This window comes from Clostridium sardiniense (genome assembly GCF_050584765.1).
Classification (GTDB): domain Bacteria; phylum Bacillota; class Clostridia; order Clostridiales; family Clostridiaceae; genus Clostridium; species Clostridium sardiniense_A.
In genome coordinates, this window is sequence record NZ_JBNOOR010000003.1 from 201662 (window position 1) to 225302 (window position 23641).

A 23641-nucleotide genomic window follows, 5' to 3' on the forward strand; every position below is an offset into this window, starting at 1 on the left:
GAACTACACCTCCTCTTTTAAGATTCCATTTATAGTTTCATCTATAATTTTACTTTTCTCTTCTGTAAATTCTCCATCTGATAATGCGTTATAAAATTCTTCAAACAAATCTTTTTCTGATTTACTTTTATATCCCTTTTTAGCTGATGTACTATTCTCATCATATTCTCTTTTCTTCTCTCTAGTTATCAGCATTACATTTGGATATACCGCCCTTAATTTTTCTATTGGATTTATAAGTTCACCTTCATCTAATAGAATTGCTTGTATATAATCTTCTTTTCCATCTACTACATCTCTACCGACCTCTATAAGTTCATCTATATCTCCTTTTATGATTCTTAAATCTCTTAATGGTTTTAATTCTCTTAGGTCTAAAGTTACATTCTTATCCTTATCTATATCAAATATTGTAACTCCCTTCTTTTGATTAACTTCTGAGAATGAATACTTTAATAATGAACCTGAATATCTTACTTCTTCTCTTCCTATTTTTTGCCTTCCGTGAAGATGTCCAAGTGCTACATAATCAAAGTCATTAAATATATTACAATCAATAAGATCTGTTCCGCCTATTGATAAAGGCCTCTCAGATTCGCTCACCTCAAGATTTGCAGCTTCATATTTATCTTCATCTGATTCTTTAGCATCTTCTCTATACATAGTTACATATCCATGTGCTACTAGTACATTTCTTTCACTCTTATCAAGATTTTCATTTATTTTTTCTACAATTGCCTTCATTGCATCATTATGATTTCTAATTTCACTATTATCTAAAAGTTTTTTAATTACTGATGGATCTTTATAAGGTATTAAATAAAAGTTTACCTTACCCTCTTCATCATCTATCTCTATTTTCCTATATAACTCTTCATCACGACCTACAATATATAATCCTTGTTTTTCTAATATATTGCTAGCAAAGCATACTCTTTCCCCACTATCATGGTTTCCTGATATAGCTAAAACATTTATTCCTTTTTCCATTACTAATTTACTTAAAATATTATTTAGTAATTCTACCCCATCAACAGGTGGGATTGATCTATCATATATATCTCCAGCTATTATAAGTACATCTGGCCTTTCTTTATCTACAAGTTTTATTAACTCATCTAATATATATTTTTGATCTTCTAACATTGAGAACTCATTTACTATTTTCCCAATATGCCAATCACTTGTATGAATAATTTTCATATTAATCCTCCCTACCATTTTTATTATATAAATTAATTATATCAAAAAAGGTGATTTCTAACCTTTAGAAATCACCTATATATTGTCTATGAGTCTATTTCACTAAATATAATAATTGCTTTTAATATTCAAGTTTTTAAAATATTTATATTTCTCTCTGTTATCTTTCATACATCAATATGAATTTCTACTATACTATAATAAACCATATTTCTAATAATGCATCTATTGTCTTTCCTACAACTGTATTAAAACCTTTCCTCCAATTTCATCCTAAATTCTTTAGTATCCATTGGGAAAGTAATTATTGCATTGTTCCATGATGACAAATAGGCTCCATTAATTATATATAGCGAATTTATGGCTTCTTTTACAGGACACAACACAGTCGCATTACCTGCAATAGAATTTATGAAATTGTTTATAATAGCAGCCTGCTGTATTGAATTGTCTGCATCATCAAATGTAAACTCTTGTTCTTTGAACGGAATTTTTCCGTAGACTTCATCTGTTGTATTTGCATAGTTTTTTTCATCTTGTTCTAACTCACGTAATAGCAAGTTTTGATCATCAGATAAAATTACTTGTCCTTTACTTCCTATTATCTCCAAACGATTACTTCCTGGGAATTCCCTTGAAGATGCGATAAACTGAGCAGTTGCACCATTCTGATATTCCATGTGCAACATTACATCATTTTCTACTTCGATTTGACGCTCAGCACCGTAATAGCAAAACGCATGAATATTTTTTGGCATACCGCAGAGCCAAACCAACAAATCTAATTGATGAGAGGCCTGTGTCATCAATAATCCTCCGCCTTCTCCATTATATGTACCTTTCCACGATTGTGCATTATGGTATGCCTGAGTACGATACAGGTTTGTAATTATCCAGTTAGCTCTCTTTAACTCTCCTATTTTGCCTGAAGAAATCAGATCCTTTATTTTGTTAAAGGCTTGACTGGTTCTTCTACAATACAGTACACCACTTAAAATATTAGGATGTGTTTCTACGCACTTCATAAGTTTTTCCACTTCATCTGAAAATACCCCAACAGGCTTTTCAATTAATGTGTGAATACCTGCTTCAATAGCCTTGATTGCCATTGACGGATGGGTAAAATGTGGTGTACAAATCACAACCATATCTATCATTCCAGCCTCAAGCATATCTTCATAACTTGTAAACAATGAAACATCTGTCAAAGCATATCGAGAACAGATACTTTCCATACGTTCAAAATTTCTGCTTGATAAAGCACAGATGCGACACCCCTTAATTTTATTGCTGACAATCAATTTTATATATTCTTCAGCAATGTATCCAATTCCCGCAATACCTAATCTTATCATTTTTTTCCCTCCTCAAATTATTATTTCTTATTAGCTCATAACATACACATATGCTTTTTGTTACTACATCACATAAGCTGCCCTACATATGGAAAATAAATTTTATTTTTCTTTTATAATTCTAACCCTTATAAAATCATAATCTTACAATTTTCGTAGGTACAAAAAACTCTATTTAATTCCATTTATTTTATAAATTACTTCTATAACAGCATATTAGAAACCTTTATTTCTCTAATAATATTTTTCTATTTCAAATATTTCTTTTCAACTTCTCTTAAATCTTTTTCTTCTTCACAATAAAATCTTTTTTCAACAATTTTATTTTAAAAGAATAGGATATCCTTGCTTATATAACTTTAATTTAGCAAATAATACTATAAAAATTTAAGATATTATTTATAATAATGTAATAAAGGTGATTTCTAAGAATTAGAAATCACCTTATATATTATAATTTTATTTTCTTTAAAAGATCCTTTTTTATATACCTTAATATAAATGCCACGTATATTATTGTCCCTGCCATAAATGCTGTATCAAAATATATATCTGGCCTTATTAAGCTAAATGGTAATAATATTAAACTTGGAAGTGTTGCTGCATAAACAGATAATGAATACATTGCTGATGCCTTCATTCTTAATCCCATTATCATTCCAATTATTATTGAAAAAGCTGCTATTATTAAGCAATTAAGTAAGTATGTTGTGAAGTATTGGAATATTGTAAATCCAACTGTAATTGGAACTATAACAACAGATGCAAGTTTTAATTGTTCGACAATAGTTTTATTAGTATATTCTCCCGTAAATGCATCTTTATATAATATATCTTTGTTAAGTCCTCCTGAACCTACTTTAATTCCATCTTTAAGAAGTAATATATACATATCTCCATGAACATATGCATCCTTTAATCCTTCTGCTTGATTTAAATCTTTATTACTATCTATATAAACAACTATATTATCTTGATTAAATTTAACTGGACTATTTTTCATTTCTAATATCCCATTTTTTATTGAAAAATCATATTTGGGTTCATTAAGTTCTACGATACCTTCATTTATATTATTTTTAGCTCTAAATCCCATGTATACACCTTGTATACCACCGATTATAAGGCTCAGAATAAGTGTATATAATATAGCTTTACCGAGGCCATCTCTTACATATTCCGAAAATTTTTCTATGTTATATATATTATTTTTTAGCTTACTAAAAAAACCATCTCTCTTCACGTTCTCTACTCCTTTAAACTACTTTTATGTAATTATTTTTTCCTAAATCCTCTCTAACTATAGTAACATACTAAATTGTATTATTAAATATTTTATGTTTAATATCCCAAAAATTGGTCAAGTATTAAGGTAAATATTATTTTAGGAGGGATTAATTTGTCAGATATGAAAGAGCTTAATAATACACCAGATGAAAATACAAGCAATATAAAAGAAAATGTTAATTTTAAAGAAGATGATCAAAATACCGATTATTTAAATGATAATCTCGAAGAATATGCTATAAATGAATTAGAATTATATGATAAATTGAATGATAAATCTGATAAGAAGTTTAAAAAGGTAATTCTAGCATTAATTATTATTATTATATTTATAGGTGCAGCTATAGTAAGTTATCAATCTTATCAATATAAATCATTACTATCTACTTTTAAAGGTCATTTTGATTCAAGCAATTATTCAGAAGCTAATAAATATATTGTGACTTCAGGAAATTCTAATATATTTAAATCTCTTTTTTTAGAGGATGATTTAGAAACTTATTTTAGAGTAAAAACAACAGATTTAAAAAATAAGATAAATCTAAATGAGATTTCAAAAGATGATGCTTTAGTAGTATTTAATGAAATGAATAGGTATGATCTATTAAGTTCAGATTTACAAAATGATTCTTCTGTTTTATCTCAAGGTACAAATAATGATACTCCCCTATCTAAAGGTATCTCTGAATTTGAAGAAGGTAAATACGAAGATGCAATTGCAACATTACAAAATATTTCTTCTAGTGACCCAAGCTATCAAAATGCTACAAATTATATAGCTAAATCTAAAGAAAAACTAAAAGAAGATCTTCTAAAAACAGCTAATGATTATGAAAACAAAGAATATTTTACAGCTGCTATTAATTTAATAGAAAGCAAGCTTAGTTTACTTTCTAATGATAAAGATTTAGTTAAAAAGATTGAAGATTTAAAAGTTTCTAAAGATAATTATCTAGCAAGTCAAAAATCTTCTGCTACTCCAGCGAGTTCTTCTCAATTGGTTAGTTCAATAAATACATCAAACATAAATTCATTAGATATTGAAAGCTTAACTGATTATCTAATATATGTAGATACCAACGCTCAAACTACTAATGTTTATACTGGTTCAAAAAATAAATGGAACTTAAAGAAATCAATGAAATGTTCTACCGGTATAAAGGATAAAGAAACTCCATCCGGTGTCTATACTGTTCAAAATAGAGATGAATGGTTTTTCTCAGAAAAGTATAAACAAGGTGGTAAATACTGGATTCAATTTGATGGAGATTATCTTTTCCATTCACTACCTTATGATAGAGATAAGCAAACCGTTCTTGATACAACATTAGGTACACCTGCATCACATGGATGTATAAGATTATCATTAGAGGATTCAAAATGGCTTTATGATAATGTAACAAAAAGTACTAAAGTAATAATTAAATAATCCCTTTATGTTTTAAATACCTTATCTATTAACTTATAATATAGATAAGGTATTTTAATATTGTAGGAGGAAATTATGAAGATAAATATTCCTGATAAAGTCAAATTTATAATAGATAAATTTTATGAAAATAATTATGAAGCATTTATGGTGGGTGGCTGTATAAGAGATTCTTTGCTTTTAAAAGAGCCTAAGGACTATGATATTGCAACATCTGCTACACCAACAATAACTGAATCACTCTTTGACAAAACAATTCCAACCGGTATCAAACATGGTACTATAACAGTACTTATTGATAAAGAGCCTTTTGAGATTACAACATATAGAGTTGAAGGTGAGTATAAAGATAATAGAAGACCTGATGAAATATCTTTCGTTACAGACATTAAAGATGACCTTTCAAGGAGAGACTTCACTATAAATGCTTTTGCTTATAATTCTAAGGAAGGCCTTAAAGATTACTTTAATGGACTAGATGACCTTAAAAATAAAATTATAAGAACAGTTGGTAATAGTAACAAAAGATTTAATGAAGATGCCCTTAGAATAATGCGTGCTATAAGATTTTCCGCTCAATTAGATTTTAAAATTGAAGAAAATACTTTAAATGCCATTAAGGAAAATAAAGAGTTACTTAAAAATATAAGTGCTGAAAGAATACGTGATGAACTCTGTAAGATATTAATATCTGATAACCCAAGAAAAGGACTTAACCTTTTAAAGGATTGCGGAGTTTTAAACATAATAATTCCAGAATTAATACCATTAATAGGTTTTAATCAAAGAAACAAATATCATTACGAGGATATATTTAATCATACTTTATCTGTAGTTGAAAATACTCCAAATGATCTAATATTAAGGCTTTCTGCATTATTTCATGATATAGGAAAACCAGATTGTTTCTTTATTGATAATAAGGCAAACGGAAGATTCTTCGGTCATAACAATGTTGGTGAAAAAATTACTGAGAGAATATTAACTAGATTACATTTTGATAATAAAACAATTAAAACTATATGTATCCTTGTTAAAGAGCATATGAATGTTTTAGATAATCCAAGTAACTTAGCAATAAAAAGACTCATAAATAGAGTATCAGTAGATAATATTTATTTACTATATTCACTTCAAGAAGCAGATATAACATCGCTTAAAATTCCTGAAGAAGCATTACATAAGCTTAATATTATGAGAGATAAAACTAAATTTATTTTAGAATCAAAAGCTCCAATGTCTACAAAAGATTTAGCTATAGATGGAAGCACACTAATAAAAGAATTATCTTTAGTTCCTGGAAAAGTTATTGGAGATATATTAAACCATCTTCTTCAATTAGTTCTGGATAATCCAGACTTAAATTATAAAGATATATTATTAGATAATGCAAAAATATATATAACAAATATAGATAATACAAAATAGAAGACTCATCAATTAAAGTGACAGGTCGTATCAGACCTAGATTAACCTAAATAATACAAAAAAGGAGATTAACTTAGAAATCTAAGTTAATCTCCTTTTTTAAATACATATAGTTTGCTTAATACATAATTTAAAATTATAACAATAACGTTTATTATTATTTTACTTACCATATCCTCCATATGAATGACTGATACAAATAAATACATCAGTCCCATATCTAAGACACCTGTAGCTCCTCTTGATATAGTAAAATCAACTAACTCTTTAGTTACTATCTTTAAACTATAATCTCTACTATCAAATACATATATCTTATTAGTTATAAATGCAAAGATTACAGAAGCTATCCATGCTCCTATATTACTTGCCAGCAATCCCATTCCAAATACTCTTGTGAATAAGAAAAAGCTTATGATATTAATAGCAGTAGTTAATACACCAAATACTATATATAATATTTGTTCTTTAAACTTATTATATAATTCAATAATTTTACCTAACATATTTTCCTCCTAAGAAATCTCACAACTGATATACATTAATCTATAATATCATAACTTTTTCTCTTCATCATAATTATTTAAATTAAATCTCTATCTCCTCTTCTGGATAGAATAGATAAAGATATCTACCCTTTATATTTTTTCCTGTTATTTTTTCTAATGCTTCAGTATAATAATCAAGTTGAGCCTTATACTTTTTGCTCATCTCTTCTTCTATATTATCTTTAACATAATCAGTCTTATAATCTACAAGAACTATCTCTCCATCCTCTTCAAAGAAAAGGTCTATTACACCTTGAAGTCTAACTTTTTCATTAACTGACTCATCTGATAAGTCTTCTTTTACTTCTTTAGCACTTATACTTGTGTAGAATGGCAATTCCCTATGTACCATTCCTCCATTTTTATATACCTTTAATATTCTCTTTCCTATTTCACTTCTAAAGAAATTAAGTATTTTAAATGGATTAACAGCCTTAAACTCATCCTTAGTTAGAAGTTCATTTTGAACCATCTCTTCAAGTTGTAATTTTATTTCGTTTAATGAACCTATTCTTTCGTAATCTACCCTTTGCATTACAAAGTGTACCGCTGTACCTTTTTCGGCTCCAGATAGTCCCTTTTCCTCTTGAAGGAACCTTGGCTTTAAAACAATTTCTTCTTTAAATAATCTTTCTCCGCTATACTCAACTTCAGCTTCGTACCCAGCCTTCTTTAAATCTGAAACTGAAAAGTTACTTTTAATAGTTGTTGCATCTTTAAATTTATATCTATATCCAAGTCGTCTTTCTATTTCTTTATCCACAGTTTCTTCTTTACAATTAATAAACAGTTCTTCTTCAAGAGAAATTTCATCCACAACCTCTAATTTTTTTTCCACAATTATATCATTTCTATCCCATAATTTAACCTGCCATGTGGATAAGTCATCTTTAGCTATTTCATTAGATATTCCTATTCTTTCCCTAATCACTTCACCATCTCTATGCTGGCAAAGAGCCATTCCGATCCAGTCTAAATAACTTTTCCCTTTAAAAACTTCAGCTGGGGATATTCTGTTTTGTTCTATACTTGCAGATTGAATCCATTTTTCCACAGTTTTATCTATATCACGAGTAGCTCCAGTTATAATTAATTTCTCTTTTGCTCTAGTAAATGCAACATATAATATTCTCATTTCTTCTGATAAAGTTTCTAATCTTATTTTCTTTTTAATAGCTTCCTTAGGTAATGTTCCGTAACTAATTCTTTTTTCTAAATTAATGTAATCCGGTCCAAATCCTAAGTCATCATGATGAAGAATTGAATTATTTAGATCCATTAGATTAAATTGCTTTCCAGCTCCAGCTAAAAATACAACAGGAAATTCTAATCCCTTACTTTTGTGAATACTCATAATTCTAACTACATCTTCATTTTCGCCTAATATCTTTGCACTTCCCATATCCCCTGATGATTTTCTAAGCTTATTTATGAAATTTATAAAGTTAAATAATCCTTTAAAACTAGTTTGCTCATATTGTTTTGCCCTTTGGAATAATATTTTTAAGTTTGCCTGTCTTAATACTCCATTTGGCATAGCACCAACATATCCATAGTAAGCTGTATCCATATATAAATACCAGATAAATTCATCTATTGGCATATATACAGATTTATTTCTCCACTTATCAAGATAAGTAACTAGCTTATCACATTTACTTTTAAGTTCATCAGTGGACTTCTCTTCACCTTTTGAAATAGAAACTATATTTTCATAAAAATATTTATCTCTATTTACTATTCTAATATCACTAAGTTCTTCAGCTGTAAAACCCATAAAAGGTGATTTTAACACTGCAATCATAGGCACGTCTTGAAGTGGGTTATCTATAATTTTAAGAAGTGACATTATAGTCCTAATTTCTATTGATTCAAAGTATCCGGCACCTGTATCTGCGTAAACAGGTATACCTTCTAATCCTAATTCATCTAAAAATACTTCTGACCAGTTTTTTGTTGCTCTTAGAAGTATCACTATATCTTTATATTTAAGAGGTCTATACTCTCCTGTATCTTTATCTAATACTCTAAAATTCTTTTCATTTTGCTGTGACATAAGTTCATTGATTCTTTTAGCTACAACTCTAGCCTCCAAATTTATTGAATCTATATCCTCATCATCTTCTATATCATCTAAATCTCTAGTATCATTTTTATCTAATATATGAAGTTCAATAGGGCCACCTGCATAACAGTTCTCTTCTTTCACTTCTTTGAAGTTTGCACCTAAATTTAAAGCTTCCTCATCTGTATATTCAAGCTCTCCAACACTAGTAGACATAACTTCTTTAAATATGAAATTAACGCCGTTTATAACTTCTTCTCTACTTCTAAAATTCTTATAAAGCTGTATAACTCTATCAAGCCCGCCTTCTTCTCTAGAATACGTATTATACTTTTCTAAAAATAACTCTGGCTTTGCTTGCCTAAATCTATATATACTCTGTTTAACATCTCCAACCATAAATACATTTGGATTATTAGTACTCTTTCTAGATACAAGATTTATAATAGCCTCTTGAACATTATTTGAATCTTGGTATTCATCTACCAGTACCTCATCAAAGAACTCTCTAAAATTCTCAGCTACCTTAGATGGTTTTATCTCTCCATCTTCACTTTCTTCTATAAGAATCCTTAAACATAAATGCTCTAAGTCATTAAAATCAAGCATATTTCTTTCTTTTTTGCTCTCGCTAAATCTTTTAGAAAAATCTAATGTGATTTCTACAAGCTTTTTCATAAATGGGTATGAAGCTCGTATTCCCTCTAGAGACTCTTCTGGAGTCATAGAAAAGACTTCATCTCTAAGCTTTCCAATCTTCTTCTTTACTTGTTCCCTAATACTCTTAACTAATTCTTGTGCCTCTGGATCACTTACATTATTTTTTCTTATAGATTTAAGTCTTCCAAATGATATCTTAGATAGTGCATTATAAATATCATTAAGTCCTTTATTTAAACCATCTTTTAAGTTAATAAGTGCTGATAATTCATCATTAAAAACGTCTAAATATGGTTCTATTCCTTCAGTATTTGATATAACATCAATTGCTTTATGATACATATTTATAAAGCTATCAACTTCCATTCCTATATCATTTTTTAGAACTTTAACCCATACTGTATCATTTAATTCATCTAAAGATTTAATATTAAACTCTTCTGCTTTTTCCTTAAGCCATCTTTCTGGCCAAGGTCCACTCATTGAGAATCTGTATAAATTTAATATTATTTCTTTAAGCTTTTCATCGTCTTTACTTCCTGCATAAGCTTCAACTAAATTGAAGAATTCCTCATCATCATTTTCATATAAATCTTCAAATAATTCATCTATGATTTCATTCTTTAACAGTGTTCCTTCTGTCTCATCACCAATTCTAAAGGCAGGATCTAAATCTATAGTATGGAAGTTATTTTTTATAACATCTAAGCAAAATGAGTGCATAGTTGTTATATTTGCTCTACTTAAAAGTGTTAACTGCTTTTGAAGGTTTTTAGAGCTAGGATTTCTCTCAAGTTCCTTCGTTATTGCAGCAGCTATTCTTTCTCTCATTTCAGAAGCTGCTGCACTTGTAAATGTAACTACTAAAAGTCTATCTATATCTATAGGATTTTCACTATCTGTTACAATTTTTATAATTCTCTCAACTAGTACAGCGGTTTTTCCTGAACCTGCTGCAGCTGCTACTAAAAGATTACACCTTCTAGTTTTTATAGCTTCTAATTGCTCATTGGTCCATTTTGTTTCTCCCATGACTATTCTTCCTCCTCCCCTTCAACTCTATTCTCAATCTTTTGCCATATCTCATCATCACTTTTCTTTATGATAAGCTTATATTTATTATCTTTTATACTAGTATCAAACTGACATATTGCTGAGTAATCACAATAATTACAATATGCCCTTTGACTATTCTTAGTTGGCTCTATTTTAATCTTCCCACTTAACATATCAGTACAAAGCTCTATCATCTTCATATTTACGTATTCTCTTAGTATGTTAAACTGCTCCTCCGTTGCAACAGAACTCCTTGATGAGAAATCTCCATCCTTTTTGAAGCTAGCTGGAATTATAAGAGAATATGCTTCCATAGTATTATCCATTGCTCTTACTAGCTTAGCATCTTTTAATATAAGTCCATTCATTTTAAGCTTATCTAAAACTTGTTTTTGAATTTCTTCATCATCTAATCCTTTATTGCTTTTTATTATAGGGTCATCTATTTTAAAATAAAGTATCGCACCTGGAATTGCACCTGTATTTAAAATATATTCTGAATTCCTAAGCAGCGCATCTAAATATACTAATAATTGAATTTGGATACCATAATATAATTCTGTTAAGTCAAACTTCTTAGCCCCTGATTTATAATCTATTACTCTAAGATAAGTATTACCATCCATATTTAAGGTATCAATTCTATCTATTCTACCAGTTAGATAAACTCTCTCTCCAGTAGGTAAATCAAGCTTTATTGGTTCTCCACCGTCCATTGCTCCAAATTCAAATTCATTTCTAAATACTTCAAATTCTCCTCTTTTCATTTGTTCTGAAATAATTGATACTGATTTTGTAATAACTCTTTTAAATCTATCAGTGAAATATTTATATCTCTTTGTACTATTAAGTATTGAATTAGCATCTTCTTTAAGCTTCACATCAATTAAGCTTCCAACTATTTCTCTACACTTTTCTCTATTTAATTCTGACCATGCTATTTTTTCTTCTTTAACTTTATTAGTAAACTTATCTAGTATCTCATGCATAAATGATCCTAAATCTGGTGCAGAGAACTCATATATTTTTCTATCTTTAGCTTTTAATCCATATTGAACAAAGTATGAAAATGGACACTCTGCATATTTTTCAAGTCTTGAAACACTAAATCTTAGATTACCGTTCTCATTTTGGTATAGCTTTCTAATTTTTTCCCTTGAAATCATTTCTCCAGTATTTGAATAATCTATACCTTTAAATATTGTATTAGTCTTCTCCTCAAAGCCCTCATGTTTCATATACCAACTAAATACTTCTCTCCAATAATCATCGACTTCTTCTCTATCAGCCTGTTTTCTAAGTGCTAATATAAGCTCATTAAAGGTTGGTATTGGAGTTGTTATTTTATTAAATTCATCATATTTTTGAGGATAATTGAATATATCACTTTCCTCTTTTAAATTGCTAAGAATCCTTTTAAGTCTAGGTATTATAATTGATGGTCTAAGTGACTTACCTTCAAAGTCTGCCATAGGATAAGTAACCATTAGATATTTACTTGGTATAGTAAGCGCAGTATAAACCATATACTGCTCTTCAAATGCTCTTGCCTTGGTTGTTGATGCAAGTTCTATCCCCATATCCTTTAATATGTCTCTATCTCTATCCGATAGTATTCCTTCATCCTTACTTGCTGCTGGTAATACACCATCATTAACTCCAACTATATAGAGTGCCTTTACTTCTCTTCCTTTAACTCTTGCAATATCACCTATATTGACTTGATCTAGCGCAACTGGTATGACACCTATCTCCTTAGTTTCAAATCCTGCATTTAAAACCTTATAGAATTCCTTAGGTGATACTTTATCATCTCCAATTACATCAACAGCTTGATCTAATATCTCCATAACCATTGATGGAACTTGCTCATACTCCTTAATTTTTCCTTCTAGGCCTTCTTCACTAAATACTTCTATCCATTCATCTATTCTATTAAATACATCTAACTCTATTAATAACTCATATATAGCAGTACAAATTTCTCTAACAGATTTTTCACCTTTTATTTTTTTATGGAATATCATTAGAGGTTCTCTTACTTCTTCCATTATTTCTTTTATTAATAGCTCATCTTGATTCTCATAGACATCTTCACTCTCAAAATATCCATCATTAACTTCATCTGTAGTCCATCTATATCCTTTTAATCCGTGGGCTAATATATAATTTTCAAGAATATCAATATAATTTCTATCGATTTTTATAAGTCCACTTTTTAAATATTTAAATACACTCTCATATGACCAATTTTGTATAAGAATCTCAAAAGCTGACATTATTAATATAACTAACGGATTACTTAAAACTTCTATCTTCTTATCCAAAAAATATGGTATATCATATTGATTAAATACAACAGAAGTTATCTTCTCATAAGCTCCAATATCTCTACAAACGACTGCTATATCTTTATATCTATATTCTTTATCTCTAACTAGCCTAATAATGTCCCTAGCTATCATATCAATTTCATCGTAACTATTATTAGCTTTATATAATCTTACATCTTTATTTTTTCCGCTATAAATTCTAAATGGGTAAGTAAAGAAATGTTTCTCTATATGTTTTAGCTCTTCACTATCTTTAAATCTATAAGGATATTCTTTATTTAAATTTATAGGCTCTAAATAACCTATATTATTTTCCTCCATAAGTTTAATAATTCTATTTTCCGTGCCTTTTAATGCATTAAATATATCTGTTACTTCAGAATCTTTTCCATTACCTGACTCATCCATACATAAGGTTATATTTATTTTACTTGCACTAAATGATAGTTCTCTAATTACATCAAGTTGCTGTGGAGTAAATGTTGTAAATTCATCAATCCATATTTCCGCACCTTCATAAATATTACAACTCTTAAGCTTTCTAGCTAATATAGTAAGCTCGTCATCTCCATCTATTACGTTATTTTCAATTCTTCTATTATATTCATTATAAAGATCAGCTAAATCATTAAGCTTTTCTTTTAATTCCTCATCTTCAGTATTTTTAGCTCCATCTAATAATATTTCCTGTGAAATATTATACTTTTTAAATTCAGTAATAGTCTTTGATACAATATCAATAAACCCTTGTTGTCTAGATATCTTATTAAAATATTCAAGCTCTTCACCTTTTTCTTGAAGAAGCTTATAAATAAGCATACTCTTTCCTTCATCCTTCATATTTTGATGAACTCTTCCACCACATTCATCAAATACTCTTTGAGCCATACTCTTAAAACTTAAAACTTGTGCTCTTAAAAGTGCTTTTTCTCCTGCCATATGCAAAAGTTTATTTTCTGTTTGGAATGTATATTGTTCTGGAACTAATAATATCAATTTATTTTGTTTTTTATCATCTAATTTTTTTCTAATCTGGTCTAAGCAAAATCTGCTTTTTCCGCTTCCTGCTCTCCCATAAATAAATCTAATTCCCATAACTAAACTCCTATTTGTCAAATTTACATATTTTAATTATATCCTAATTATAATTCATCTAACAAAATAATTTAATATATAAAAAAAGCACCTAACAAAAAGTTAGATGCTTTATGGCGGAGAATCCGGGATTTGAACCCGGGCGCCAGTTGCCCGACCTACGCCCTTAGCAGGGGCGCCTCTTCAGCCACTTGAGTAATTCTCCAAGTGCCTTCTATATTAAAAAATATATGTGGCGGAGAGAGTGGGATTCGAACCCACGGTACCCGTGAAGGTACGCCGGTTTTCAAGACCGGTGCCTTAAACCAACTCGACCATCTCTCCGTATCAAAGACATTTATTATTATAGCAACAAGGTAATATACTGTCAACACTTTTTCAAAAACTTTTTTCTTTTTTTTTCATAATAATAAAATAGTAAAGACACTAAGATAAATCTCAGTGTCTTTACTTAATATATTTTAATCACTAGGCTCTATTTTAACAAAGTTAATTATAAAATATAAATTTATTATGTAATCCTAAATATTAACTTTATTATGTAAAATTATACTTTAAATATCAATCTAACTCGTTGTCAGTTTTATATTCTTCATTAATCAACTTATTTTTATGTGCAAAAAAACCTGCTCTTACGAACAGGTTATGCTCTCTGGCGGAGAGAGTGGGATTCGAACCCACGGTACCCGTGAAGGTACGCCGGTTTTCAAGACCGGTGCCTTAAACCAACTCGACCATCTCTCCATGCGAAACACAAGTAGAATTATATCAACATATATTTCTTATGTCAACTATTTTTTTAATTTCTTTGATTACTAGATATCTTATATTTAAATATAAGATATCTAGCTCATATAATTTTATTTATTTTGTATTACTTTATGTAATATATAAATTGAATAGCCAATTATATAACATTATATGTTTGTATATATTCTTTTATATAACTTAAGTATCTCTTGCTTTCTTATAAAGATATCCAATTAATATTAATCCTACTGTTATTATAGATATCATACTTCCCAAATATAGACCCTTAGGAGTAAATTTAAGTTCTACTTCATGTGCTCCCTTTGGTACATTTATCCCTATTAATGAGTCTATTAATTTTATTTTCGGAACTTCCTTTCCATCAATACTAACCTTCCATCCTTCATCATACGGAATAGATGTATATAATACACTCTTTGCATCAGACGAATTTACAGTTCCCTTTATATTAGTATTGCTAAAGTAATTTATATCATATTTATTTTTTGATATTTCCTTATATTCTTTTTTGTAGTTTTTTACATCTAAATAATACAAATATTGATTACTTATATTAAATTTATTTTTTTTAAGTTCTATTTTAAAATTCAGATTCTCGCCAATTGCTCGTTTTCCTAAAGGTATGATTTTATAATTATTCGCTGAAAAATATGTTATTTTCTTATTATTAAGATATATTTGTGCTTCATAAATTTTATCAGTTTCAATAAATGCATATAAAGGATCACTACTTTGATTCTGCATAGTAAACTCTATATATGCTGGCTTACCTTTTATTTCTTTTGTATATTCTTTTGCTCCATTTATATCTTCAACAATTAGATTAGTTAGCTTAACTTCATAATCATCTTTTTTATAATAATTATTTTTATTGTTACTCTTAACCATAGAATCTAAAATATCATCTTGTGCTTTAAATGGATTTTTCTCATCTTTTATATTTAAATTAACAATATCCTTATTCACCATAAATCCTAATGGAAGATAATACGGATTTTCATATACATTTATGCCATAAACACTTCCTAATAATCTATAGTAGTTATTATATAGTCTTCCATCTTGTTCTTTAGATAATATATATTTTACATCTAGTAATGAATTCGATATTAATGTTGAAGTCATACCATCTCCAAATAAAAATTTATTTGACATATATCCCATTTTACCTAGCAAGTCTTTTACATATACTTTATACATTGAACTAAAATGAGATAATCCATTATAGTTTAAAAGCATAGGATCATTGCTATTATATACAAAGTTCTTACCTACCCTATAAAAACTATTATCTTTACTCTTTATATCACTTAAAATATTATCTAACTCTGAATTATATCTTACAAATTCACTTCTTTTTGCATAATTCAATTTAATATTTATCTCTAATGCATGTATTCCAAGCTCTCCAAGCATTAATATAATTATAAAAAATTTAAGTAAATTATCTAATCTTATCTTATTTTTCTTAATTATAAGCAATATACAGTACACTATTGCTAATGATGTACTTACTATAATATTAAAGTTTGATAAATATACATAATTCATCTTAAACATAAATGGTGAAGTTATACAGATTGATATTAATGTTATTACTATTGATGTATTTGATGTCTCCTTTATATTTATATAGGTCTTATAAGCTAATAAAATCATAAAAAAACTAAATAAAAATGAATACCTATATGGGAATCCAACAGGCTTATTAAACCCGTGCCATATATAATCAATTTTATTTACATAAAAGCTCACTAGTAAGATACCAACAACTATAATGGAGTAAATTTTCTCTCCTCTTTTTATTCCTTTATTAAAGAAATATAGTATAAATAAAATAGCGATGAATACCCCACAATATATATTAGGTAATCCCTTTAATATATCATTATTAACTAATCCATTTATATAGAATTTAGATAATATATCATATATCTTAAAATTTTGATATATTGGAGCTGAGAAAAATTCAAATTTAGCCTTTCCTCCCAATAATGCATATACAGTTGGTATTAATACAAATGAACTAAGGGCTCCACCTAAAATAGAACCTAATAAGAAATATTTGATTCTATTATAAATAACTGATTTAGAAAAATATTTTTTAGCATAAATCTTTTCTACAGCAATCTTATATATAAAATATATAACTGAAAAAATACATATTATAAATCCTATATAAAAATTAGTTATTATACTCAGTGCTAACGTAAATATGTAAAGTAAAATTCTCTTCTTATTTATAATATTATTTATACCAAGTAAAACTAATGGAAGTAATATAACTCCATCTAACCACATAATATTTGACTGATACATTGTATTATAAGCCATCAATGCATAAGCTGATGAAAATATAATTGATGAGTACCCAAAGTCTTTAAATGATTTTCTTAAAAATATTGATAATGTTAATCCACATGATCCTATTTTTAATAAAGTCATCACTAAAATAGCTTCAGTAATCATTTCCTTAGGAAATAATAATAAAATTATATTAAATGGACTCATCATATAGTAAGTTGTAAGCCCAAACATATTGCCACCTATCTCCTTCGTAAAGGAGTATAATAGACTTCCATCGCCTAATAAGGCATTTCTAAACGCACTAAAATAACTTACATATTGTCCTCTTAAATCTCTAAATAATAATGTTTTATCTCCAAAGGGATATATTTCAGAGATTGCATAAACTATTAGCATTATTATTATAGGTATTAAAAATGATAGTAAGTATATACTAATACTTTTTCTTTTATTATGTATCATTTTTTTTGCCTCCACTATTACATATACTCTTATTATTATCTAAAATATTCCATATGATACATAATATTTATATATTTTTTTGTGTTCCATATTGGTTCAATTGAATTATATAAATATTTATATTATAATTATTGGAAATTTGTATTTTAATAAAATTGGAGGCTACCTATGAATTTATACATTTCAGATTTAGACGGAACTTTATTAGATAGTAATGCTAAACTTTCTAATTATACAAAGTCCATATTAAAAGAGCTTATAGAAGATGGACTTAATTTCTCTATTGCAACTGCGAGAACTCCTGCTACAGTAGTACCAATATTATCAGATATTGATATAAAACTACCTGTAGTTGTTATGAATGGAGCTGCAATATATGATATAGAAAATAATAAATATATAAAATTTAATTCTATTCCATCAAAGTCAGTAGATAAACTAATATCTATATTATCAGAAAATGATGTTTCTGCATTATCTTATACACTTTGCGATAACCATATAAATGCATATTACGATAGAATTAATAATCCTGTTGAAGAAAAATTTATAAAAGATAGAACAGGAAGCCCTCATAAAACTTTTATAAATGCTTCTATCCCTAAAGATTCGAATGTTTTATATTTTTTACTACTAAATGAGAAAGACTTAATAATGGATATATTTAATAAAGTAAAAGATATAGAAGGTATATATGCCATTGCCTATAAAGATGTTTATAATGATGGCTTCTATAATTTAGAGATATATAGTAATAAGTCTTCAAAAGCTAATTCTATAAAAGAAATTATGAGCCTTTTTAATTTTGATAGACTAATTTCTTTTGGTGATAACTTAAATGATATCCCTATGTTTGAAATATCTGATGAGTGTTATGCAGTAGAAAATGCTGCAAAAGATATAAAAGATATATCTACTTCAATAATTGATTCAAATTCTAATGATGGAGTTATTAAATACTTAAAATCAATTTCCTTATAAAAATTATTTATATAAAAATAGCAGGCATATATTAAAACCTGCTATTTTTATATCTTTACATTGTATTGTTATGTTACTTTATTACATCTACACCCATGTATCTCTTTAGAACTTCTGGTACTGTAACAGTTCCATCTTCATTTTGGTAGTTTTCAAGTATAGCTGCTACTGTTCTTCCTACAGCTAATCCTGATCCATTTAGTGTATGAACGAATTGAGGTTTACCCTTTCCGTCTCTAAATTTAATATTAGCTCTTCTAGCTTGGAAATCTTCAAAGTTTGAACAACTTGAAATTTCAACGTATCTATTGTAACTTGGCATCCAAACTTCTAAGTCAAACTTTAATGCTGCAGTGAATCCTAAATCACCCTTGCAGATTCTAACTTTTCTATATGGTAATCCTAATTCTTCTAATACTTCCTCAGCATCTCTAACTAACTTTTCTAATTCATCATATGAATCTTCTGGTCTTGAGAACTTAACTAATTCAACTTTATTGAATTGATGTTGTCTTATAAGACCTCTAGTATCTCTACCTGCTGATCCTGCTTCTGCTCTGAAACAAGCTGAATAAGCAACATGCTTTATTGGAAGCTCTTCTCCATTTAACACTTCGTCTCTATACATATTAGTTACTGGTACTTCTGCTGTTGGTATTAAGAAGAATCCATTATTCTCTACTTTAAATGCATCATCTTCAAATTTAGGTAATTGACCAGTTCCAGTCATACTATTTCTATTAACCATGTAAGGAGGTAATATTTCAGTATAACCATGGTCATCTGAATGTTTATCCATAAAGTAGTTAAGAACAGCTCTTTCAAGTCTAGCTCCTAATCCCTTATAGAATGTAAATCTTGAACCTGCAACCTTTCCGCCTCTTTCTGCATCAAGTATACCAAGGTCTGTTCCTAAATCCCAGTGAGCCTTTGGTTCACCTTCAAACACTCTAGTTTCTCCCCATCTCTTAATCTCAACATTATCAGCATCAGAATCTCCTTCTGGTACTTGTGGATTTGGTATGTTTGGAATTCTAAGCATTATATAATCCATTTTTTCATTAACTTCAGCAAGCTTAGTATCATGCTCTTTTATTTCATTTCCAAGTTCCTTCATTTCAGCCATTATTGGAGCTACATCTTCTCCAGCTTTTTTAAGTTTTGGAATTTCTGCTGAAACTTGATTTCTCTTGCTCTTTAATACTTCAACTTCACTTAAAATATTTCTTCTCTCTTCATCTAATCTAACTAATTCATCAATAATAGTTACATCAAAATCTTCTCCTCTGTTAGTTAAAGCTAACTTGATTTCTTCTGGATTGTTTCTTATTCTTTTTAAGTCTAACATTTCTATTTCCTCCTAAAATCTATTTAATCATTTAATTTTTTACATATAAAAAGAGCCTATTATCCCTAATAAAGGGACGAATAGACTCCGCGTTGCCACCCTAATTGATAAGAAGTTACTTCTTATCCTCTTAATAAATTTAACGATTCACACCGTACTGCTTGCATTCACAGTCCCTCAAAGGTGGATTCATATTAATTAGAACTATCAGTTTACACCAGCCACTGACTCTCTTAAAGCCTAATTAAAACTACTTATCCTTATCATCGGTTTAAAGTATTTTATGCGATTATCTCTAATATATTACATTCCAAGCTTCTTTGTCAATATTTTACTCAATATATTTATTACTCACTATCTATTCTTTTACTACATACGATATCTATACCTGTATTTAATATATTTTTACATATAATATCTCCAGTGTTAATAGGTGTGCTTGCATATATCCTTCCTATAACTTTAGAAAATTCTCTCCATAAAGCTACGTCAACCTTATCACTACTCTTTACAGGTACAACCTTATGCTTAATATCTCCTTTAATTCTTACAACACTAGTAAAAATATCTTTCTTAACCAAAAGTATTCCTCCCTAAACTAGACCTCATCAAATTCCTTTATTCTTCCTGATACAATCTTAGAATCCTTTGAATTCCTAACTATATCAGTTGGACTTTTATCCATTTCCCTTGCCAATATATTTATTATTTTTCTAATACAATATGATCCATGGCAATTACCATATCCGGCTCCGGTTCTTTTTTTAACGCCTTCAACAGTTCTAGCTCCAAGTGGTCTTCTAATACAATCTATAATTTCGCCTTCACTTACCTTATTACATGCACATATAATATTTCCATATCTCTTATCTAGATTTATTATTTCATTTATTTCGTCTCTACTTAAATTTTTAAATCTATAAAATTCTCTTCTCTTATCAATAAAGTTTTTCTTTAATGTAGAACTCATTCCATTGACTATATCATTTCTTATGCTTTGCGCAATAGCTGGTGCTATAGTTACTTTACCATAATGCTTACCAGTAACTCTTATATATCCATCATCGAATTTACTATTATCAATAACCATTTCATCTCTTTTATATACTTCTCTAATCATTTCACTAATATCTTCCTTAGTAACACTAGGTACTATATATTTGCTAAAATAAACGCCCTTATCAGTATCTAATACATTTGTATTCTTAACACCGAACATAGTACCACCATTAATCATAGGAGAACTTATAACAAATGTTTGCTCATCAATAACATTAACAACTATCTTTTTAAGACTATTTTTAATTTTATCCTCAGCTAAAAAGTAGTTCATTTTCTTTTGGATTATTTCCTCTGATTCTTCTTCTATCCTATTATTATCATAAACATATATTTCATCTGGAATAGTATTTATAACCACCTTACATTTAAATTTATTTTTATTTGTAATTACATCAAATCCCTTAGTTGTTTTGGTAGTTATTTTAGATATATTTAAAACTTCCTCTTCCAGTCTAAAATTAACCCCATTATCAGCCGCTACTTCTGCATATGCTATTGATAAGTGATAGGGTGCTATTATAGCTGTATTTCTTGAATATAAAGCCTTTTTTGCCTCTATATCTAAATTAGGCTCTATCTCTTTTATTTCACTGCCATTAACTAATTTAACCCCAGATATACCTCTATTTTTTGCATTTAAATACATCTCCTCAAGTTTATCGCATTGTGCATCATTAGTAGCTATTCTAAGAGAGCCTACTTTCTTATATGGAATTTTAAACTTCTCACAAGCTTCCCTAATAAGACCGCTCCCTATATTCTCAAGTTCAGCCATAACTTCATTGGAAGTTTCTGATCCATCATATACAATAGTAGTATTCACTACAGCAATATCATCTGCAACATCATATCCTTTTTCAATTAATGCTATATTAAGATTATACTTTGAAAGCTCATATGCAACAGCACACCCAACTATTCCTCCACCTAGTATCAATACATCATAATCCATACTTTTGATATACCTCCATATTTAAAGTGTAGTTACTTAAGAAACTACGAAACCCTTATCTTTTAACTCTTCCTTTATCAAATCCATGTTAATCTCATCATCAGCTGAAATAGTGTGTATATGAACGCCATTTGTTAATACTGATAATGGCTTAGCATGGTTATTTTTATATTTCTCTACAAATTTATTTATGTCATTTAAATTCTTTATCATTAGCATAGCTTTTATTTCTCCATATAGGGGATGCTCAACAATTACATCTTCTATAATTCCGCCGTACTTTATAACTATCTCCAATTCCTCTCTGATACTATCACTATCATGAGATACTGCAATTATAGATTTAACCCTATTTTCTTCTTTAGCTATAATGTACCCATCTGGAGTAGCTATAATCTTATTTCCTCTTGCTCTTAATATAGCAATATCCTTAACTATTATCTGCCTAGTAACGCTATATAATTGGGCAAAATCAGTACCTTTTATAGGATCATTATTTTCTATTAATTTTAATAAAATATCTTCTCTTCTCTTCTTTGAATCCATTTTGCTATTATATATCCTCCTTAAATAGTTTTAGTATCCTCAATTTTTGTTATCACACTCTCTTATTATTTTAAGATATATATTATCTTCTGATTCTTTAGATTCTTTATGATGCTTCTTTACTACTTCTAGGAACTCATTATCATATCTATATAAATCCTCTAATATTCTAACACCTTTTTTAGGATGATTATAATACACATCTATTTTTTTAATCTTAGTATACTTTCTAAGACTTCCACCAGTAAATTTATCTAACATCACCATTATGGACTTATCTATTACATTTAATGATTTCATGGTCTTTCCTACATCATGTAAAAGAGCTACTTTAGCTAATTTATTCTTATTAATCTCTATATTTTCTTTATTAACTTTTTCTAATGCATCGTTACAAACTCTAATACAATGTTGCTGTTCAGATATATTTAATCTATTAAATATTTCTATTTCTTTTTTATTTAAATATTTTTTTATTAATTTATTGTCTATGCCTTTCCATCTAGAAGTTACATGCCAAAAAAATTGTTTAACTCTATATATCATTTTTAATTCCTCAAAACTTTAAATTCATTAAAAATATTTTATTTCTTACTTTATAATATCATTTAGATTATATCTTATCAATTTTATATAAACAAAAAAAGCTATGAACCTAAGTTCATAGCTTTCCACCTATTTGGTGGAGATAAAGAGATTCGAACTCTTGACCCCCTGCGTGCAAGGCAGGTGCTCTCCCAACTGAGCTATACC

15 protein-coding genes, 3 tRNA genes and 1 other annotated feature are annotated in these 23641 nt (G+C 28.3%); of the genes, 3 read left to right on the top strand and 15 right to left on the bottom strand.

Annotation, left to right across the window (positions count from 1 at the left end; translation table 11 throughout):
• Positions 1-3: 3 nt before the first annotated feature.
• The 3 genes from ACQPUW_RS14750 to ACQPUW_RS14760 form a co-directional block, all read right to left on the bottom strand.
• Positions 4-1203, bottom strand: coding sequence for an exonuclease SbcCD subunit D (locus tag ACQPUW_RS14750; protein WP_430838255.1), 1200 nt, complete (start codon positions 1201-1203; stop codon positions 4-6).
• Between the two features lie 248 nt (positions 1204-1451).
• Complete coding sequence (locus tag ACQPUW_RS14755; protein ID WP_430838256.1) at positions 1452-2558, bottom strand: Gfo/Idh/MocA family protein; 1107 nt, start codon at positions 2556-2558, stop codon at positions 1452-1454.
• A 451-nt stretch (positions 2559-3009) separates the two neighbouring features.
• A complete protein-coding gene (locus ACQPUW_RS14760) occupies positions 3010-3801 on the bottom strand; it encodes a DUF1189 domain-containing protein (protein ID WP_430838257.1) in 792 nt (263 codons plus the stop codon).
• 165 nt (positions 3802-3966) lie between these two features.
• On the opposite strand from ACQPUW_RS14760, the gene ACQPUW_RS14765 reads away from it, so the two are divergent.
• Both ACQPUW_RS14765 and ACQPUW_RS14770 read left to right on the top strand, forming a co-directional pair.
• On the top strand, positions 3967-5274 hold the full coding sequence (locus ACQPUW_RS14765) for a L,D-transpeptidase (protein WP_430838275.1): 1308 nt from the start codon (positions 3967-3969) through the stop codon (positions 5272-5274).
• 75 nt (positions 5275-5349) lie between these two features.
• On the top strand, positions 5350-6702 hold the full coding sequence (locus ACQPUW_RS14770; protein ID WP_430838258.1) for a CCA tRNA nucleotidyltransferase: 1353 nt from the start codon (positions 5350-5352) through the stop codon (positions 6700-6702).
• A gap of 86 nt (positions 6703-6788) precedes the next feature.
• On the opposite strand, the gene ACQPUW_RS14775 is transcribed toward ACQPUW_RS14770, so the two are convergent.
• The 7 genes from ACQPUW_RS14775 to ACQPUW_RS14805 all read right to left on the bottom strand — a co-directional run bounded on the left by ACQPUW_RS14775 (position 6789) and on the right by ACQPUW_RS14805 (position 17999).
• Complete coding sequence (locus ACQPUW_RS14775) at positions 6789-7208, bottom strand: GtrA family protein (RefSeq protein ID WP_430838259.1); 420 nt, start codon at positions 7206-7208, stop codon at positions 6789-6791.
• Positions 7209-7290: 82 nt separating this feature from the next.
• On the bottom strand, positions 7291-11007 hold the full coding sequence (addA, locus tag ACQPUW_RS14780) for a helicase-exonuclease AddAB subunit AddA (protein ID WP_430838261.1): 3717 nt from the start codon (positions 11005-11007) through the stop codon (positions 7291-7293).
• Between the two features lie 2 nt (positions 11008-11009).
• Positions 11010-14459: a helicase-exonuclease AddAB subunit AddB gene (gene addB / locus ACQPUW_RS14785; protein WP_430838262.1), complete on the bottom strand. Its 3450-nt coding sequence runs from the start codon at positions 14457-14459 to the stop codon at positions 11010-11012.
• 114 nt (positions 14460-14573) lie between these two features.
• A tRNA-Ser gene (locus ACQPUW_RS14790) sits at positions 14574-14664 on the bottom strand.
• Positions 14665-14692: 28 nt separating this feature from the next.
• Positions 14693-14783, bottom strand: a tRNA-Ser gene (locus ACQPUW_RS14795).
• 329 nt (positions 14784-15112) lie between these two features.
• A tRNA-Ser gene (locus ACQPUW_RS14800) sits at positions 15113-15203 on the bottom strand.
• 204 nt (positions 15204-15407) lie between these two features.
• On the bottom strand, positions 15408-17999 hold the full coding sequence (locus tag ACQPUW_RS14805) for a YfhO family protein (protein WP_430838263.1): 2592 nt from the start codon (positions 17997-17999) through the stop codon (positions 15408-15410).
• A 168-nt stretch (positions 18000-18167) separates the two neighbouring features.
• Between ACQPUW_RS14805 and ACQPUW_RS14810 the strand changes: the two genes are divergently transcribed.
• Positions 18168-18980: an HAD family hydrolase gene (locus tag ACQPUW_RS14810; protein WP_430838264.1), complete on the top strand. Its 813-nt coding sequence runs from the start codon at positions 18168-18170 to the stop codon at positions 18978-18980.
• 73 nt (positions 18981-19053) lie between these two features.
• Here the strand turns inward: ACQPUW_RS14810 and serS are convergent, their stop codons facing one another.
• From serS to ACQPUW_RS14835, 5 genes are all read right to left on the bottom strand, one after another.
• The gene (gene serS / locus ACQPUW_RS14815) at positions 19054-20328 is read right to left on the bottom strand and encodes a serine--tRNA ligase (RefSeq protein ID WP_430838265.1); all 1275 of its coding nucleotides are present in this window, start codon (positions 20326-20328) and stop codon (positions 19054-19056) included.
• A gap of 69 nt (positions 20329-20397) precedes the next feature.
• Positions 20398-20604, bottom strand: a binding site (T-box leader).
• Between the two features lie 71 nt (positions 20605-20675).
• Positions 20676-20909 (bottom strand): DUF1667 domain-containing protein, encoded by a 234-nt coding sequence (locus ACQPUW_RS14820; RefSeq protein ID WP_430838267.1) that lies wholly within the window; start codon positions 20907-20909, stop codon positions 20676-20678.
• Between the two features lie 17 nt (positions 20910-20926).
• Entirely contained in the window at positions 20927-22342 is a 1416-nt protein-coding gene (locus ACQPUW_RS14825) for an NAD(P)/FAD-dependent oxidoreductase (RefSeq protein ID WP_430838269.1), read from the bottom strand.
• A gap of 36 nt (positions 22343-22378) precedes the next feature.
• Positions 22379-22888 carry a transcription repressor NadR gene (locus ACQPUW_RS14830; protein WP_430838270.1) on the bottom strand — a complete coding sequence of 170 codons (510 nt, stop codon included), beginning with the start codon at positions 22886-22888 and terminating at the stop codon, positions 22379-22381.
• A gap of 39 nt (positions 22889-22927) precedes the next feature.
• Positions 22928-23434, bottom strand: coding sequence for an HD domain-containing protein (locus ACQPUW_RS14835; RefSeq protein WP_430838272.1), 507 nt, complete (start codon positions 23432-23434; stop codon positions 22928-22930).
• Between the last annotated feature and the right edge of the window lie 207 nt (positions 23435-23641).